The organism is Paenibacillus sp. FSL H3-0310, from assembly GCF_038002785.1.
Classification (GTDB): domain Bacteria; phylum Bacillota; class Bacilli; order Paenibacillales; family Paenibacillaceae; genus Paenibacillus_AQ; species Paenibacillus_AQ odorifer.
Window position 1 is genome coordinate 2,968,571 of the sequence record NZ_JBBODC010000001.1, and the last position, 18,683, is coordinate 2,987,253.

At 42.4% G+C, this 18,683-nt stretch carries 16 protein-coding genes and 1 pseudogene; 4 read left to right on the forward strand and 13 right to left on the reverse strand.

The window, feature by feature from the left end:
• Positions 1-116: 116 nt before the first annotated feature.
• Complete coding sequence (locus MHH63_RS13305; protein WP_076125870.1) at positions 117-1,097, reverse strand: aldo/keto reductase; 981 nt, start codon at positions 1,095-1,097, stop codon at positions 117-119.
• A gap of 352 nt (positions 1,098-1,449) precedes the next feature.
• Between MHH63_RS13305 and MHH63_RS13310 the strand changes: the two genes are divergently transcribed.
• Positions 1,450-2,580 carry a glycosyltransferase family 61 protein gene (locus tag MHH63_RS13310; protein WP_341171653.1) on the forward strand — a complete coding sequence of 377 codons (1,131 nt, stop codon included), beginning with the start codon at positions 1,450-1,452 and terminating at the stop codon, positions 2,578-2,580.
• A gap of 76 nt (positions 2,581-2,656) precedes the next feature.
• On the opposite strand, the gene MHH63_RS13315 is transcribed toward MHH63_RS13310, so the two are convergent.
• Entirely contained in the window at positions 2,657-2,884 is a 228-nt protein-coding gene (locus MHH63_RS13315; RefSeq protein ID WP_248548337.1) for a dihydrofolate reductase family protein, read from the reverse strand.
• A gap of 115 nt (positions 2,885-2,999) precedes the next feature.
• Here MHH63_RS13315 and MHH63_RS13320 point away from each other — a divergent pair, with 115 nt between their 5' ends.
• Positions 3,000-3,479: a TetR/AcrR family transcriptional regulator gene (locus tag MHH63_RS13320; RefSeq protein WP_341171654.1), complete on the forward strand. Its 480-nt coding sequence runs from the start codon at positions 3,000-3,002 to the stop codon at positions 3,477-3,479.
• Positions 3,480-3,797: 318 nt separating this feature from the next.
• On the opposite strand, the gene MHH63_RS13325 is transcribed toward MHH63_RS13320, so the two are convergent.
• The 11 genes and pseudogenes from MHH63_RS13325 to MHH63_RS13375 all read right to left on the reverse strand — a co-directional run.
• Positions 3,798-5,657, reverse strand: a complete 1,860-nt coding sequence (locus tag MHH63_RS13325) for an ABC transporter ATP-binding protein (RefSeq protein WP_076125678.1) — start codon at positions 5,655-5,657, stop codon at positions 3,798-3,800.
• The gene (locus MHH63_RS13330) at positions 5,644-7,383 is read right to left on the reverse strand and encodes an ABC transporter ATP-binding protein (protein ID WP_076309405.1); all 1,740 of its coding nucleotides are present in this window, start codon (positions 7,381-7,383) and stop codon (positions 5,644-5,646) included. The genes MHH63_RS13325 and MHH63_RS13330 overlap by 14 nt, the downstream gene beginning before the upstream one ends.
• Before the next feature lie 18 nt (positions 7,384-7,401).
• On the reverse strand, positions 7,402-7,887 hold the full coding sequence (locus MHH63_RS13335) for a nitroreductase family protein (RefSeq protein ID WP_076184571.1): 486 nt from the start codon (positions 7,885-7,887) through the stop codon (positions 7,402-7,404).
• On the reverse strand, positions 7,874-8,266 hold the full coding sequence (locus MHH63_RS13340; protein WP_076125684.1) for a hypothetical protein: 393 nt from the start codon (positions 8,264-8,266) through the stop codon (positions 7,874-7,876). Before MHH63_RS13340 ends, MHH63_RS13335 begins: the two co-directional genes overlap by 14 nt.
• 201 nt (positions 8,267-8,467) lie before the next feature.
• A complete protein-coding gene (locus MHH63_RS13345; RefSeq protein ID WP_076125686.1) occupies positions 8,468-10,072 on the reverse strand; it encodes a response regulator in 1,605 nt (534 codons plus the stop codon).
• Positions 10,062-11,828, reverse strand: a complete 1,767-nt coding sequence (locus MHH63_RS13350; RefSeq protein WP_341171655.1) for a cache domain-containing sensor histidine kinase — start codon at positions 11,826-11,828, stop codon at positions 10,062-10,064. The genes MHH63_RS13345 and MHH63_RS13350 overlap by 11 nt, the downstream gene beginning before the upstream one ends.
• A gap of 104 nt (positions 11,829-11,932) precedes the next feature.
• Positions 11,933-12,772, reverse strand: a complete 840-nt coding sequence (locus MHH63_RS13355; RefSeq protein WP_076125690.1) for a carbohydrate ABC transporter permease — start codon at positions 12,770-12,772, stop codon at positions 11,933-11,935.
• On the reverse strand, positions 12,772-13,671 hold the full coding sequence (locus MHH63_RS13360) for a carbohydrate ABC transporter permease (protein ID WP_076125692.1): 900 nt from the start codon (positions 13,669-13,671) through the stop codon (positions 12,772-12,774). Before MHH63_RS13360 ends, MHH63_RS13355 begins: the two co-directional genes overlap by 1 nt.
• Before the next feature lie 57 nt (positions 13,672-13,728).
• On the reverse strand, positions 13,729-15,084 hold the full coding sequence (locus MHH63_RS13365; RefSeq protein ID WP_339248688.1) for an ABC transporter substrate-binding protein: 1,356 nt from the start codon (positions 15,082-15,084) through the stop codon (positions 13,729-13,731).
• A gap of 219 nt (positions 15,085-15,303) precedes the next feature.
• Positions 15,304-15,633, reverse strand: a complete 330-nt coding sequence (locus MHH63_RS13370; protein ID WP_248548249.1) for a hypothetical protein — start codon at positions 15,631-15,633, stop codon at positions 15,304-15,306.
• Positions 15,634-15,746: 113 nt separating this feature from the next.
• Positions 15,747-15,953, reverse strand: a pseudogene (locus MHH63_RS13375) (formylglycine-generating enzyme family protein); the annotation flags it as partial.
• Positions 15,954-16,107: 154 nt separating this feature from the next.
• Between MHH63_RS13375 and MHH63_RS13380 the strand changes: the two are divergent.
• Both MHH63_RS13380 and shc read left to right on the forward strand, forming a co-directional pair.
• The gene (locus tag MHH63_RS13380; protein ID WP_076125698.1) at positions 16,108-16,554 is read left to right on the forward strand and encodes an OsmC family protein; all 447 of its coding nucleotides are present in this window, start codon (positions 16,108-16,110) and stop codon (positions 16,552-16,554) included.
• Positions 16,555-16,688: 134 nt separating this feature from the next.
• Positions 16,689-18,581, forward strand: a complete 1,893-nt coding sequence (gene shc / locus MHH63_RS13385) for a squalene--hopene cyclase (RefSeq protein WP_341171656.1) — start codon at positions 16,689-16,691, stop codon at positions 18,579-18,581.
• Positions 18,582-18,683: the final 102 nt, after the last annotated feature.

Here is an 18,683-nt window from a genome sequence, read left to right on the forward strand (position 1 = left end):
CTTATATCCACGAGCTGAGTGATTTGAAGGAATATAGCTGTACGAAATACAGTTAAACGTTGGTAAACAACGCTGACTTCGGCTCTACGGGATTATCCTCCCCCATTGATTTTTTATTAATTAAAACCAACGATGGAATGTGGTACATAAGGCTCCTCTAAAAACGCAATTTCTTCAGAGGTTAAAGTAATGGATAACGCACCTACGGCATCTTCGAGATGCGATGTTTTTGTAGCCCCGATGATAGGTGCTGTAACTGGTTCTTTTTGAAGCAACCAAGCAAGAGCGATATGAATCCGTTGAACACCGTGTTTTTCGGCGATTGTCGCAACTCGCTCCACGACTAATTGATCGGTATCGGCAGTTCCATCATATTTAGATTTTTGAATCTGATCAGTTTCTGAACGATGAGTTGATACCGCCCAGTCTCGCGTAAGTCTTCCTGATGCAAGGGGACTATAGGGAATAACACCAATATTCTCTTCCTTACAAAGCGGCAACATCTCTCGTTCTTCTTCACGATAGATAAGATTGAGATGATTTTGCATAGATACAAATCGGGTCCAACCGTTTTTCTCCGCTACATATAACGCTTTTTGAAACTGCCAAGCATACATTGCTGAGGCACCTATGTATCTTGCCTTACCAGCCTTCACTACATCATGAAGAGCTTCCATCGTTTCTTCGATAGGTGTGTGATAATCCCAGCGATGAATCTGATATAGATCTACATAATCTGTTCCCAATCTCTTGAGACTCTTATCAATCTCACTCATAATTGCTTTCCGGGATAATCCTGCTCCGTTCGGACCTTCATGCATACGGTTAAAGACCTTAGTTGCTAAAACAATCTCGTCTCGATTGGCATAATCCTTAAGCGCTCGTCCAACGATTTCTTCACTCGTTCCATCGGAGTATACATTCGCTGTATCAAAAAAATTAATACCCAGGTCAAGCGCTTTTTTTATGATAACACGGCTCTGCTTCTCATCAAGCACCCATTGATGGATCCAACGTTCGGCAACGCCAAAGCTCATACAACCTAAACACAGTTGGGATACGTCCAGCCCCGTTTTTCCAAGTTTTGTATACTTCATTTATCTCGAATCCACACTTTCCAATTAAATTGTAATATCCTAATGCCCTGTCTTAAAGGGGTATATATTAATTCATAAAACAGCTCCAACGCATACCGATGAAAAGGAACTGCGGAATAGTTAACACTTCCGGCAGTACATTGCACCTAATCGATGATTTAAACGGCGTTTGAATAAACTGAATTTATATTCAATCCTGGTCCATGTCAAGCCTATTAATCAAGTAATAACAGCATTTGAATCAAATCTTGTTCATCCGCCTCTTTCCGTGTAAGTCTGTGTCCGAAGATTGTTCATTTCATAAAATAGCTTAATAAGGTTTCTGCGCTTCTACTTGGGAATATGAGGTGACATGATGTTATTTTCTGCACAAGGGGTACCACCCCAAGGATATTACCAAAGCATCTGGGACTTTACTTCCCACAACGAAAACAGTACAAAGGAAGCGGGGAATGTCGTTCCTTTTGACTTCGGACGGGCGGCTGAGTTCAGAGCGCCTAAAAGCATTGAAACGAGCATTGCTCCAGCACTAACACCTTATTGTTTAAAGCCCTTTGGCGGATACGTTGCCACCATTTCCAGAGGGAAGGTGTGGGGAGAATCTGGTGCTGTTCTAACACCAGAAGGGAAATTGATCTTTGATCTTTCCCAAGAATATGACGCCAAGCAATATAGGATGCTTGAAGCAGATGAGCACCCAGTGTTTCACCGGTGGAATGATCCGCAGCTTCAACATTTTGCCGGGACCGCGGCGGTGTTAACCTTTTGCGGAGCCCATAACTATTTTCATTGGATGTATGATGTGCTTCCTAGATTAGCGATGCTTCAATCGAGCGGAATCACTTACTCCACTATTATCATGAATCCAAATCCGTATGGACCCTTTGTGGAACAAACGTGGGCCATGCTTGGGATATCCGAGTCATTGGTGATCCGGACGAATTCAGAAGTATATGTTCAGGCTGACCGGCTACTTGTCCCTTCCTTAATGATGAATTCACATTATCCTCCTTGGACCACGGATACACTGCGGAGATTTTTGTTACCGCATAGAGAAACAACACTAGTCACTCCAGAACGTTTTTATATCTCACGAAAAAAAGCAAGCTCAAGACGGTTGGTTAATGAAGATGATGTCATCCGCTGCCTTGAGAATTTTAATATCGTACCGATTTGTCTAGAGGACTGGACGGTTTCCCAGCAAATCCAATTATTCGCCTCAGCGAAAGTAATCGTAGGTCCACATGGTGCTGGACTCGCTAATCTGGCTTTTTGCCAGCCTGGAACACAGGTCATTGAAATTTTCCATGCCCAGCATGTTGTTCCAACCTATTGGATGATCAGCAACCATAATAATCTCGAATATTATATGGTGTACGGGCAAGGTGTACCCGATCCTGCGATTCGTTTTCCAGGATTGGAGGACATCTATGTGAACGTAGATCGTCTGAAACAAACGATGCATCTGGCAGGCTTGGAATGAGAAGATTGGTTACTACTTTTTCGAATTCAAAAAGCGCAAAGCATATTTTGCTTTGCGCTTTTTAAGAAACATAGATTTAATCACGCCGTGTTACATACTTCAACCATAGCCCATCATCAGCAAGTTTTTCTACACTCTTCAAGCTGAAATTTGCTGGGGGCTGTTGTTTCAAAGATGCATCCATTTCAAATAAGGTCACCGAATTAGAGGCACCATCTGCGATGGGAACAATAACCAAGCTTAACTCATCAATTAAGTTTTCATTCAGGAAGGAACCATTTAAAACGCCCCCACCCTCCAGCATCAATTCATCGATTGAGAATAATTGAGTACTTCAATAATATGATCCTCTGTTCTATTGTGACTTCCTTCTGAAATTCAAAACTCAAGATGCGCTTAAAAAGGCTGTTATTGAAATAATGTCTGAGAAAAATTTTGACGACATTACCATACAGGATCTCTCCGACACAGCAAATGTAAGCCGGGGAACGATCTACCTTCATTATCTGGATAAATATGATTTGTTAGATAAACTTATCGAAGAACATATAGAGGTCCTAAGAACACTTTGTGAATCGGGTTCTGAATTGGGTTTTATCGAGGCAACGTTGACCTGGACGGAATACTTCGATAAAAATTATTCTTTCTTCTCTATGATGCTAGCGAGTAAAGGTGCTCCTTATTTCCGAAATCGTTTCTTAAGCTTTCTTCTCGATGAGTTTAGACATGAAGTAACTACCACCGAAGGCATAAACGAAGGGTTACATGAAGAGGTTATTATTAGTTTTGTTGCATCGGCTTATGCAGGGGTAGTGGAATGGTGGTTCAAGAATGAAAGACCTGTGACCTATCAAGTCTTGGCTGAACAACTCGGAACGTTATTAGAGAGGAATTTATAAAAAAAAGCGGCGATTCTCCTATAATAGGTGAAACGCCGCTCTTTTTTATCGGGCATTAATTACGCCAATAGATTACACATCTTTTTAAGGACTTCGGTCCCAGATGACGTTATTTGGTAGTTTTCAGCTCTTGAAACAGGGCTTCGGACCTCAAGGACGTTATTCCTTAGAAAGTGACTTATATTTGGTGTTTTTCATGCCAATAGCTGCAGTGGGGTCCTTTAATCTTCTGAAAATCAGAAAATCTTGCCTTTAAGGTCAGAGGAGTCCGATAAAAGCATCTACTTACAAATGTTATCAGTTCAAGTAAAGATTCTTTTAAATCGCTCGTTTGAACTGGGTATTGTACAGCTCGTAATAAACGCCTTGCAGCGCAAGAAGCTCTTTATGACTGCCTTGCTCGGCAATTCCGCCACCCTGAATAACGAGTATACGATCAGCATCCTGGATGGTACTAAGCCTATGGGCGATCACAAAGCTTGTTCGTCCCTTCATTAGCTTTTCCATCGCCTGTTGAATATGCATTTCCGTACGCGTATCCACACTGCTGGTTGCCTCATCTAGGATCAAAATAGCTGGATCAGCTAGAATGGCGCGGGCAATCGTTAAAAGCTGACGCTGGCCGTGGCTCAAATTACTGCCTTCCGCATGGAGAATAGTCTCATATCCATGCGGCAGTCTATTGATAAAGGCATCTGCATTGGCCAATCTTGCCGCTTCCTCTACCTCTTGGTCTGTCGCATCAAGACGTCCAAAGCGAATATTTTCCCGAATCGTTCCCGAGAATACATGCGCGTCTTGCAATACCATTCCCAATTGACTACGAAGTGCATTTTTATCCAGCTCTCCAATATCGCGGCCATCAATGAATATGGAGCCGCCGCTCAAATCATAGAATCTGATCAGCAAGTTGACAATGGTCGTTTTTCCAGCACCCGTTGGGCCGACAAGCGCAATTTTCTCTCCGGGTTTTGCTTCAAACGTAACCCCACTCAGAATTGGTGAATCTGGCTTGTAAGCAAATGAAACGTCTTTGAAAACAACATTCCCTTTTAACCGTGGCAGATCGTCACTTTGTTCATCACCGTCACCATATTCGGATGGCATATCCATAACTTCAAACACACGCTCCGCACCAGCAATTGCTGACTGAATTAGATTGTACTGGTTAGCAAGATCGGAGATCGGTCGTCCGAACTGTTTGGAATACGTAAGGAAGCTAACGATTACGCCAACCGTAGCCATGTTATGAAAAGCCATCCAGCCACCCACCCCGGCAATGATCGCAAATCCAAGGTTATTAATCATGTTCATGACCGGTCCCACTAATCCGGAAACAATTTGTGCCTTAATGCCGACTTTATTCAACTCTCCGCTGATTTTGCGGAACCGTTTCACTTCTGTCTCTTCCCTGCTGTATTGTTTGACTACTTTTTGTCCGCTGATGGTTTCTTCGATAAATCCACCCAACTCACCTAGATGGCGTTGCTGATTTTTAAAATAAGTTCGACTTAAACCTATGATTTTACGGCTGGACAATAACACAAGAGGGATCGTTATCAGTGAAACTACGGTCAACGGAACGTTCATCATTAACATGATCACTAGTGAACCGCTTAGGGTGATCAAACTGTTTAATAACTGGGTCACACTCTGATTAAGTGTACTGGATACGCTCTCTATGTCGTTGGTTGCCCGGCTCATTAGTTCTCCGTTAGCTTGCGTGTCAAAAAACTTAATCGGTAGCTGTTGATATTTGCTGAACAGATCACGACGCAGCTCAAACACGGTATTCTGTGAGACGGATGTCATTACATAGGCTTGCACCCAAGCAACCACACTGCTTAGCCCATAAATACCGATTAGGAGTAGACAAAAACGAATAAGGCCCTGATAATCGTGAGGAATTACCGCAGTATCAATCGCTTTACCGATTAGATAAGGCCCAATCAACGAAAGAATTGCATTTAACACAGTAAATACATACACAATGATTAACCCGAACCGCTGGCGGTTCAAATACATCCAGATGCGTTTGAGTGTTCCCGCTTGATTCTTAGCACGTACGATTGGCACAGCTCCGCCCCGTCCGGGGCCAGATCCAGGCCCAGATCCAGGTCCGAATCCGCCTGATCGATTAAAAGGAGTGGTGTTCATGCCATTATTAAGCTTTGACATAAGGCACCTCCTCTCCCTTCATCTGTGATCTCCAGATATCTCTGTATATTTCACTGCTGTTCATAAGCCCATCATGTGTACCTTGTACAGCAATTCGGCCATTTTCTAATACCAGAATACGATCAGCATCAATTACAGAGGTGACACGCTGAGCTATCAAAATATTCGTGCTGCTGCGCAGCCGTGTTTTTAACATCTGCCGGATTCGTGACTCTGTCGCTGCATCGAGCGCACTAGTGCTGTCATCCATAATGAGGATTGTTGGCTGAATTAAAAGTGCCCGTGCAATCGAAAGCCGCTGCTTTTGCCCACCGGACAGGTTAATGCCACGCTGGCCGAGCTCTGTATCGTAACCCTGTGGAAGTTCTAAAATGAAATTGTGAGCTTCAGCGGCTATTGCTGCTTCTTCCACTTCCTCATCTGTGGCATCCGGTCTGCCGTATCGGATATTATCGCGGATAGTACCGCTGAACAGAATAGCCTGCTGCATAACATATCCGATTCTGCTACGCAAATCTTCCAGAGCAATCATACGAGTGTCGGAGCCATCAATTGTAATGGATCCAGAGGACACTTCGTAAAACCGGGGAATGAGGCTGACCAATGATGATTTACCAGTACCGGTGGCACCAAGAATGGCCACTGTTTCTCCTGGCTCCGCAGTGAAATTAATATCGTCTAACACTAGATTTTCATCCGAAGGATTATAAGCAAAAGATACATTGTCAAATACGATCCGACCGTTGTGTATGGCATCTTTTTTAGCGTTGGCAACTTCTGTAATCTCACTAATGGTGGAAAATACTTCATTCTCCCGATCGGCAGAAACCTTGGCTCGTGAGAAGAAGGTCAACATATTGCTTAACATCAGCATTGACATCAACAATTGGGTTATATAGTTAATAAAAGCGATCAGCTGACCAACTGGCAGCCCACCGTTCCAGCTTTGCACTCCCCCAAACCATAGTACAGCAACAATACTGGCATTTAGTACAAGCATCATTAGCGGCATATTTAATGACATTAACCGTACCGCTTTTATCGCAATTTCTGTATAATCCTTGTTAGCTGTATTAAAGCGTTTCTGTTCATGGTTAGCGCGGACGAATGCTTTGACTACACGAATGCCTGATAAATTTTCCTGCAACACTGTGTTCACACCGTCTAATTTGACCTGCATTTTCTGAAACAAAGGAAAAGAAAGTCGGATTAACCCATACAAAATTAAACTCAAGAGTGGCACGGCAACGGCTAGGATGAGGGTCAGCATAGGACTAATCCGAATCGCCATCACCAAGCTTCCGACTAATAGCAAGGGAGATCGAATACTCCGCAAAATCATTTGCACAAAGGTTTGCAGCTGTACCACATCATTTGTTAATCGTGTAATCAGTGAGCCCGTCTTCAATTGATCCAGGTTCTTATTAGAAAATTTCTGAATATGTTCAAACAAGCTAATCCGCAAATCATTTCCGAAGTTTTGAGAAGCAATACTCGAAAAAATAGTGCAGCCCACCCCACCAATTAGACCGATAAACGCTACACCAAGCATGATCAGTCCGGTCGAGAAAATATGAGACAAGTCTTTTGTCATGACACCCTTATCCACAATGCTCGCCATGAGCGTGGGCTGCAGTAAATCCATAGTTACTTCGACCAGCATCAGCAATGGTGCCAACACACACCACACCCAATATGGCCTCAAATAATGCTTAAGCTTCCACATTCCGCCACCTTCAATTGTTTAAGATAAATACGTGATTTTAGAACTAATCGGTGTTCTGGGTTTCGCATTCGGCACTTCCTCCGGATACCCCATTCCAAATATCCCAATAACATCGTAATTTTCTTGAACACTAAGAATCTCACGATTATGAGGCAAAGCCCCCAGCGAAGCCCAATACGTACCTACACCTGCTTCATGTGCAGCTAATAAGAAATTTTGTACGAAACAAGCAGCAGCCATAACATTCTCATCGCGTTCAAACGCAGTTGCGGCAGGCTTAGACAGAACTGCAAAAACAACAGGTGCGTTGCCAAAATCCGTCTTATGCTTTAATTTCGCTCTAGTATTGGGTCCGATGAAAAGAAGCTCCCAAGGTTCGGTCATACGATGATTAGGAGCGTAACTTGCAGCCTCCAGCCATGAATGTAACTCCTCTTCACGAATTGGAGTCTGTTTGAATTGTTTTGTACTTCTACGGGTTTTAATGAGCTCAGTTATTTTCATCTTTTTCTTTACTCTCCTCTTTATTAACTTTTGATGTTGTATCTTCTGGAGCGATCTCATGAATCTGAAAGATTTGTTTAAACTCTTCAATGATCGCTTCCGTTGCTTTTAATTCACCGCTAACCACTTGTTTAATCGATTCAAGCTCAGGCTGATTTAACTGCCGCTGTAATGTAGCCCGGTTAACCATAAGCTTATCTAAAAAAGCGATGGCTCTGCCACGGCGAAAAGTTTGAGCACTTTTAGGATGTGGATCCATTGATTCTGTCATCCCATGTTTCATAAAGCCACGATCTCTGTGTTCGCCACGTCCCTCACGATCTCTGTGCTCTCCATGTTCCCTATGACCGCCACGTTTGCCGACATGTCCTTCACGCATTTTATTTCCTCCTTTTGCGGTGTATACATTTGTATACGCGCTCTTCATGTATACAAATGTATACGATAGAAACCATTTCTGTCAAGATCATTTTTCCATTTTGTAACATCATTATTGCTTACTTTATATCTAAAAAAACAATAAAAAACCCGCATAAAGTGCGGGCTTAAAGAGGAAAATTATCAAATTCAACGGAGAGATTTATAGGAAAAAGCTATTTTTCTTATACTCCTGAACGGATACTCCCATTACTTTTTTAAAACAGTTACTGAAGTAAAATGGATCTTTAATGCCGACCTTTTCAGCAATTTGATAAGCTTTCCAATCCGTTTCATTCAGAAGCTTCACCGCTTTTTCCATTCTGCACTTGAGAAGATAATCCGTAAAGCTAATCCCTGTGTCCTGCTTAAAGATCCGGCTAAAGTAACTGGAATTCATGTGGAATTTATTCGATACATAGGATAAAGACATCTCCGGAATGTGCATCTCCTGTTGAATAAAATCTTTAACTTCATGGATAATATTATTAGTTTTTTTGCTTCGTGCCCGGGTTACTTGAGAGGTTACCTTCTCTGTGAGTTCAAGTAATGTCTGTTGCATGTCTGGCAGGCTATCGAGCTCAAAAATCCTTTTATATGGCGAAATATCGAAAGAAAGATTATTATCTAGTATAACTCCCATTTCAGCGAGTGAATTGATTAATGTGGAGACAAATTGGGCGGAAACCAGCCTAGCTCGTTCCACAGAAAAAGCCTCGGACTTCTCCAAATCCTGAAACATTTTCTCAATGGATTGCACAGCCTTGTCTAAGACACCAGCTTTTACAAAAAACAAAATTTCCTCAATTTCAATCGTCTTAACTTCCCAGGATCGGCCCCCGAAATGAATTTCATCATTAAAAAAATAGATAGCGTTACTGCCCTTTAACTTACCATATCTAACTGCCTCCAGCGCCTCTTTATAGGATTCTTTGATCCTATTGAAATCCGTACAGGTACTACCTACGCCAATGTAAGCTTTACATCCTAGCTTTTCATGGAGCGATTGGGCCAGCCACTCTCCAATCTTCGTAAGATTCTGATTATCTTTTCTATTAAGAAGGACAATCCGTTGACTGTTATCAAAAAAAACTTCGATTCCCTCATACTCTTCAAGCGCGTAATCAATAAACCTCTTACAACGCAAAGACTGTAGGATTCGTTGTTCCTCCCCTTCTTCTAAGGGAATTTGAAGTTCAATAAGCATGATTGAAAACAAGCTGTTCGCTGATTCAGGAAAAAAGTAATGGAATCGGCTATCCAACTGATCGGGGTCCCAGAGGCCTGATAGCAAATCATTTAGAAATTTTTCTTTTAGTTGAACGGCGTTTTCATTTAACTGTCGGTTCAGCTCCTGATATTCGTTCCACCGCTCTGTCTCTTCCCGGATTTTTCCATGAAGATCTACCGCAACTCTTCGTACCTCCTCGGCTTGGAGCGGCTTCAAGATAAAATTTTGCACTCCAATGTCCAGGCTTCTTTTTGCATATTCGAATTCGGGATGTGCAGTGATGATCACAATTTTGACTAGCGGATACCTTTCTTTTATCAACCGGCTTAATTCCAGTCCATCCATAAAAGGCATACTGATATCTGTAAATACTACATCCGGTTTCATGGTTTCGATCAGATCTAACGCTTCGCTTCCATTCGAGGCCTCACCTACGAATCTGTAACCAACTGCTTGCCAATCTATAATGATGGGAACAATTTTTCTCGCATTAATTTCATCATCCACAATAATGGCTCTGAGCAGTTCAAGCTCCATGACTATTCCCCTCCTCAAGCGGTAGTTCCAATTCAATCCGAGTTCCTTCTCCCGGTGCACTGACCAAACTACAATTCATGTCCGCCCCATAGTACAGCTTCAAACGCATCAAAGTACCGCGCAACCCAAAACTGGACTCATTTTGCCCATAGGGTTCAGCTTGCATTTCCCGACGTTTGTCTTCATTCATCCCCACACCATCATCTTCCACGACTAGCTTCAGTCGATTCCCCTGAATACGGGCAAGGATGCGAATCTTACCACACTCCCCTAAAGGGCGAATACCATGATAAAGCGCATTTTCTACAAGCGGCTGAAGCGTCAATTTGGGTATCCGAACATACTCAGCTTCTTCCGGCACCTCAATTTCACTGATGAAAATTTCTGGATAGCGAATATTTTGTATACTCAGATAACTTTTAGTGATCTCTACTTCTTCTCTTAACGTTACTACATCACTGCCCTTACTAAGACTCTGACGATAGAAGGCTGCAAGCTCAGAAATAATCTGGTACGCCTCATTATTATTTCCTGACAAAGTTAAATAGCCAGCTGATTCTAACGTGTTATATAAAAAATGTGGTTTAATTTGCTGCTGCAAAATATCCAATTCGAGTTTTCGAATCAATTTCTGTTCTTCTTTCTCCCGCTTCAGCGCTTGCTCAATGGTCATAATCATATTGTTATACCTATCTTTCAACTGGTTCAGCTCATCCGTTCTCGCCTCGTACCGAACCAAACTGAAATCTCCAATCTCCACTTTTTTCATGGATCGCAGCATATGTAAAATAGGTGTAGTAATGAATCTAGAAATCCAGACGGAACCTAAAAATATAGAAATGAAATTAAACAACATAATCATTAACAGCATCAGATTAAATTGACGATAGGGGCTTTCCCATTCTCCCAGAGGCTGAGCGCTAGTAAACTTCCAACCACGATCCATTGAAACCAGAGAAGAGATCAGATAATTATGATCTTTGATCTTTACGATTTTGCTACTGCCGAGCGGCACATCAAGCATAGAAGAGTTTGTATAGTTCGATAATTCAGGCCGTGTAAAATCAAGGAGTGTCTCATATCCAGTTTCGATCATTAAATCAGGTTTATTATCGTTGATCGAACGTTCATAGCTTTTTTTCAGCTCCTGAACCGTAATGTTCACGACTAATACTCCTATTTTCTTGGAAGTGTTCATGTCGTTTACGATGCGAATCAGAGAAATATATTGTGGATCCTGCTGGGGTTCCTTCGTCTCAAAATTGAAGATACCTCCGGCATTTTTCCTCCAAATTGCTTTTCCGTCCAAGGCGACTGCCTCGGAGTACCATTCCGCTGACTCGATCCCATCTGTTCTGATCGGTTTTGCAGACTGCAAATCAATCGCAAACTTACGTCCTGCATTATCGAATAGATAGACAGAAGAGATAGAGGGCTCTGCGAGCATAAAATCTGACAGAGCCACCTCTAGCTTGTAAGTTAAAATTCCGATGTCGTTACCCGCCAGATCACTGCCCAAAATTTCCTGAACCGTATTGTTCGACACGATCATCTTGGAATAATTATTCGTGCTGTCAAGAAGTGATTCGATTCCGGAATTCATGGCGTTTAAGGTTTGAAGCGATACCTCACCTACCTTTTCCTCGGTGAATTTCTCATTGATTCGTTGGTACATAATACCGCTTGCAATCATGGAAACCACTAGTAAGGCCAAGTAGTAAAAAACGATTTGTGATCGGATACGTGCAAACCTCATCGGTAACCTCCTGGCCGACAATTAAGCGAATACGGACTTTTATTTATAGCTACTTCAATACGAAACTAGTATAGCATTTTTCGAAGGATTCCTATCCCATTGCTTTAACCCTTAACTGCCCCGGCAATAATGCTTTTTTGGACTTGGTTACTTAGGAACAAGTAGATAATGATCATGGGTAGTGTAGCCACAACCATTCCTGCGAACATAGGTCCGAATTCTGTGGCATAGGCACTTTTAAACGAATTGATGGCGACGGTAATTGTTGCTAAGTCAGGATCATTAATGAATGTATTGGCAAACATCAGTTCGTTCCAAGCGGATAAAAAAGTAAAGATGGAAGTGGTTACGATAGCCGGCTTTACAAGCGGAAGCATAATACGGAAAAAAACCTGATAAATATTGCAGCCGTCTACAACGCTGGCTTCTTCCAACTCCCCTGGCAGCGCTCTAAAGAAACCAATCATGATAAAGATTGTAGTAGGAAGTGCACTAACGGTATAAGGAATGATTAAGGCCCAAGGCGTATTCAGCAAGCTTGTCATTTTTAACATCTGAAAGACAGGTAGCAGCGTAGCATGAACGGGGATCATCAATCCCAGCATGAAGAAAGTAAGCACCACATTATTAAGCTTCCACTTCATTCTTGCGACAGCAAAAGAAACCATTGCCGATAACAGAGCAGAAATAATGACAGTTACCGTTGTATACATAAGGCTGTTCAAAAAGTTACGTGCGATATTCGCCTTAAATAGTGCGTAGTCGTAGTTCGCCCACCTCCACTCATTAGGCAAGCCCATCACATTTGAGCCTGTAATTTCTATGTTTGTTTTAAAGGAGGAAAATACAAGCCACACGAGCGGATACAGTTGAATAACTGCGAAGATTAGAAACGCAATCTGCAAAACAACCTTTGGCCAGCGGCGGTTATGTGTTGTTGTCATTAGCTCTCCTCCTTATCATCGTAGGTTCTGATCAGTTTTTGTAGAACTAAGTAGAAAAAGAGACATTCCACAACCATAAACACGGCCATCGCGCTGCCGTACCCATACATATTGCGATTAAAAATCGACGAATACATCAATGTACTTGGAACACTAGTTTCCGGTGTTGGGTAGCCATTGGTCATAATGAAGACTAAATCGAAAAACTTCAATGATCCCAAAACAGCAAATATGACACATACCTTCAGGATCGGTGAAATAAGTGGAATAGTGATAGAGAAGGCGGTTCTTATACTTGATGCTCCGTCAATTTTTGCAGCTTCGTACAAATCTTCAGGAATCCCTTTGATGGCAGCGTACATTAGAAGCATATGGTAGCCGATATATTGCCAAACGATTGGAATCATAACACTTATTAGTGCAGTTCCGCTTTCCGTTAACCAATCATGTGTCCAGGAGGACAAGCCTAGTTGATTGAGTATCGTATTCAGCAAGCCATATTCAGGCTGATAGATTTTCAGAAACATAACCCCGATGACAGAGGAGGATACCAAGACTGGAATGAAATACAAAGTACGATACAGCTTTTCACCCCACACCCCTCTGGCAAGAACCAGAGCGAGCACCAGAGCTATCGGAAGTTGCATGAAAACAGAAAGAACTGCCAGATACAACGTATTAAGTATCGAATGATTAAAATCCATGCCGTACGTATCTGCAAAAAATAAATCCTTATAAGAAGCTAAACCAATAAATTTAGCCGGTTGTATCCCATCCCAGTCCAGCAGACTGTAATACATAGACTGAAGGATCGGGAAAAAACCAACAAGAATGTATAAAATCAAAGCAGGAACAACAAATACGGCGATAGCCTTTTTGTTTCCGAATACTTGATGCATGCTTCACTCCACCTTAAATCGATCAGGCGGCGAACAATTCTCGCCGCCTGACGCAGATTATTGTCCTTGATTGACCTTGCTCTGTAGTTCTTTCGTGTAGTCTTCAGGTGTTGTTTTTCCGGCGACGAATTTCATCAGCGAACCGAACATAGATTCAGTGTCATTACCATTCAGCATTTGATCCCACCAGTAGGAGAAACCAGTTGCTGATGAGGACAATTCACCAATTTGCAGAGCCAGTGGATTCATTTGAGATGTGTCACCTACATCAACTTTCCATGCTGAGGAGCCTGAACCAGCCAGAAATACTTCTTTAGACATGGTCTCAATAAAGAACTTGTATACTTCCCATATTCTTTCCTTGTTTTTCAGATCGGCATTGAGCACGAATGTTTCACCCGAACCTCCGAACCACTCGTCAGCATTTCCTTTCCCCCCTGGAATGGTTGGAAATTTAATCGGTACCACTTTACCTTTGACCAGAGAGTTATCATCTTCAATCTGTCCGTTGACCCAAGCGCCCATGAACATCATAGCTGCTTTGCCTGATAGGAACATATTTGTCGCGTCATCATAAGAAGTTCCAACAAAATGTTTGCCGAAGGAGTCCGCATCAATCAATTGTTTGTATTTCGCAGCAGCTTCTGTGAATTCAGCTGTGTCGAATGATCCTGTTTTCGTTAAAGCGGCATTTACAGCATCCACGCCTGCCATCCGGATGGCTAGAATCGCGTTCCATTGCATTGCTGGCCATCTGTCTTTAGCCCCAAGTGCAATCGGCTGAATGCCTTTTGCTTTTAGTGCTTCAATCGCAGCAACAAGCTCATCCCATGTTTCCGGAATTTTTGCTCCTGCTTGCTCAAATAGTTCTTTATTGACGTACATTTGAGCAGTAGCTATATTGATCGGCAGACCGTAAAGCTTGCTATCGAAGATGAAATTGTCTGTCGTACCTGGTACGATTTGGTCCAGCGTTCCATCTTTTGCGAGATCATCAATGGACAGAATCCGGTTCCCCGCTATAAATGGCTCAGAGAATCCACCACCCCAGGTGTAAAAAATGTCGGGCAGCTCATTGGCTGCTGAAGCCGCTTTCACTTTCGTTTTATAAGATTCGCCTCCAACACCTACATGCTCGATTTCTACATTAGGGAATTTAGCCTGGGTTGCCTCAAGTGCTTTATAAAAACCAACAAACCCGCCGTCTTTAGAATTTGGATCCGCGAATTGGGACCACATGGTAATCTTGAGCTTCTCTTCCGACACAGGTGTTTTTCCCGTATTGCCTGCGTTTGCATTAGCCTCAGAATTCACTTTATTCCCGTTGTTCCCACCACAAGCAGTGATAAGCATGGACATAGCCATCAACACTGTTAAAGTTAGGTTAATCCTTTTTTTGTTGACTTTTTTCATTCTTTTTCGCCCCCCTTTTTATATTACTTACAGGACTAATTATATAAATCAATTTATCGAGTGAACATGAAAGCGTTTTACTTAATGATGTATTCTCTTTACATTAGACATTTTTCTTTATTAGCTACACATAAAGAAGACCTCTGATTTCTTCAGAAGTCTTCTTTTTTCATTCATATCAAAACCTAGGGCATGAACACCTCTATATAGCTGAGTGGCTTAGGTTCTATCTTCTCTATTATCAGAAGTTATCTCATGAATCTGAAACATATGTATGAACTCATCGATGATCGCTTCCGTAGCTTTTAGTTCACCACTAATGACTTGTTTTGTCGTTTCAATCTCTGACTCTTTTAGCTGCTGCTGCAACGCCGAACGATTAATCATTAGCTTGTCCAAAAATGCGATAGCCCTAGCACGACGAAAGGTCTGAGCGCTTTTGTGAGGATGCTCCGAACCCTCCTTGACTCCATTTATATTCATTTCTCCATGCTCTCCGTATTCTCGATGCTCGTTATAACCGTGCTTATCTATGTGCCCTTCGCACATAATTATTCCCTCCTCTAATTCCACTTACAAATCCATAACTCATTAATAAGACCGGGCAAGATGGAAGCCGTCTGACTCCTTATCCCGAGTAATGTATATACCATCTTCACCTATATATTCACAACCGGCTTTAGATCTCCATGTGATGAGTTATTAATTATAGCATTGTATAGATCCTCAGTTACAGGATAGGGTGCAAGAAGAAACGGTTTGATTTCTGCTTTCCATCTACGCTTTATCCGATCGTCTCTTAATTCTATTTCACCCCCTAAAATTTGCAACCTAGGATAGTCCAAATAGCTCTCAATTTCGGTCGACACTCTAGTTGTCTCCTAACTATTATTTTAATCATGTATTGACGGGTATACAGAATAGAACTATAATCTATACAATTCCTAGAAACATACTATGAATTACAAAAAATAAGAAACATTAAATCATCCTTAGTTTGTCCACAAGAAGGAGTGTAAACACATGCCAAATGTTCAAACTTTCAAAGCAACTGCTCATTTGCAAGACGGCGTAAAGGTCGTTACTAATGCAAGACAATTCGAGCTGGTCATCGATGAACCGACAAGTCTTGGGGGCACAGATACAGGAATGAATCCTGTTGAAGCTTTGCTCGCTTCTTTGGGTGCCTGCCAATCCATAGTAGCTCGGGTCTACGCCTCTAAATTTGAGGTGGAGCTTGAAGATTTCAGAGTAGATGTGGAAGGTGACTTGGATCTCGACGGATTCTTCAACCGCTCTGAAGTACGTCCTGGCTATTCCGATATTCGGTATACATTCTACATAAAGACTCCATCCCCTGCTGAGAAGGTCGAACAGTTCGTACAATTTCTGGAGAGCAAATGCCCTGTAGGTGACACCATTGCAGCTCCGGTTAATCTCAAGCTAAATCGTATTGTGATTGAAAATTAACCGTTTTATAATGCTAAGACGGAATGTAAAAAGGGCTGCAAAGTTGCTTAAAAGCGACTAAGCAGCTCTTTTTCATGTCCTGTTCTCCGACTTCATATAATGTTAAAAATAATGCCTTCGGAGGAACCCAAAACATGACGGATATACTAAGTAAAGTAGATGAAGAAATCGAACGTTTGTCAACGTTCTTGCTACAACAGCAGAAGGATGACGGCTCATGGCATTTTTGTTTTGAGAACGGGATTGTGATCGATGCTTATATGATCATTCTCTTTAGGGTGTTGAACCTGCAGAATGAAACGCTCATTCGGCAGCTACATGATCGCATTCTTGATGCACAACAGCGAGAGGGTTGCTGGCAGTTATATAAGGACGAAGAAGCTGGGAACTTATCCACATCAGTCGAAGCTTATTATGCCCTGCTCTATTCTGGATACAGTAAGATAACAGACGAGCCAATACTGCGGGCTAAACGTTATATACTGTCTAAAGGTGGATTAGGCAAAGTCACAAGTATCTTAACTAGAGTCATACTCGCTGCAACGGGTCAAAGCAAGTGGCCTTTAGCAATTTCTTCGATTCCACTGGAGGTGCTTTTGTTTCCCTCTTACTTCCCTATTAACTATTTCGAATTCTCTGGCTACTCTAGGGTACACCTCACTCCTATGCTCATTATGGCCGATCGGCGATTTTCGATCACTACAGCCCATGCTCCTGATCTGTCAGATCTTATGGAGACACGATTGGATAGAGATGAATCGCCTACCCGTGGATATCAGGAGATGCAGGATGTTATTCAAATGGGTTTGAGCAGATTACTCGGGAGTCCACACTACATACATGAAGCTGCCAAAAACAAAGCGGAGCAATATATGCTCCAGCGAATCGAATCCGACGGTACCTTTTACAGCTATGCCAGCAGTACAATTCTTATGGTTTTTGCCCTGCTTGCTCTCGATTATGATCGGCAGCATCCGATAATTACACAGGCCATTCGAGGTCTCACCGCGCTGCAATGCCAATCAAATCATAATACTACAATTCAAAACTCTCCATCTACAATATGGGATACAGCGTTAATCTCCTATGCTTTACAAGAGGCACAAATTCCAGTTGATCACAAAAAAATAAAACACGCTGCTTCTTATCTTCTGGATAAACAGCATCATAAAACTGCTGACTGGAGCATCCATAATCCGGATATAGTTCCCGGTGGATGGGGATTCTCTGAGTCTAATACAATCAATCCGGACGTAGATGATACAACGGCAGCCTTGCGAGCCATCCGAAGCTTATCAACCATTCACCCTTCATATCTGGAATCATGGAATCGCGGACTGAATTGGGTCCTATCGATGCAAAATAACGACGGCGGCTGGCCGGCATTCGAAAAAAACACCAATAAAGAAATGCTCACATGGCTCGCTATCGATGGTGCTAAATCTGCAGCCATTGATCCTTCGGAAGCAGATCTTACCGGACGAACTTTGGAGTTTCTCGGAAACTTCGCTGGTTTAAATACACAACACGAGTTCATTAAAAGGGGTACAAAATGGCTGATTCAACATCAGGAGAAGGATGGTTCGTGGTATGGAAGATGGGGTGTTTGTTATATTTATGGCACTTGGGCATCATTAACAGGCCTGCAGGCTGTTGGGCTGCCTATAAATCATGATACATTGCAAAAAGGAGTGAAGTGGCTTCTAAGCATTCAGAACTCGGACGGCGGTTGGGGAGAGTCTTGTCACAGCGACCGGCTACTACAATATGTTCCTTTAGGAGAAAGCACACCTTCACAAACCGCCTGGGCACTTGATGCGATTATCGCCGTTCAGCCAGAGCCAACAGCTGCGGTGGAAAAAGGAATTCAAAGACTAATCACGTCTATTCATGAAGAGGATTGGAAAACTTCTTATCCCACTGGCGCTGGTCTCCCCGGTAATTTCTATTCCAATTATCATAGTTATCGGTATATCTGGCCACTACTCACACTGAGTCATTACAGAAAAAAATACGGTCAAGGTTAGTACTCGGTAATACTCGGTAATAACTAGCGTTGTCCTGCTCCACTTTTTAACTGTCTCGTAAAAGCTTGAATCGCACCATTTGCCGTCCTTTACGACAAACTC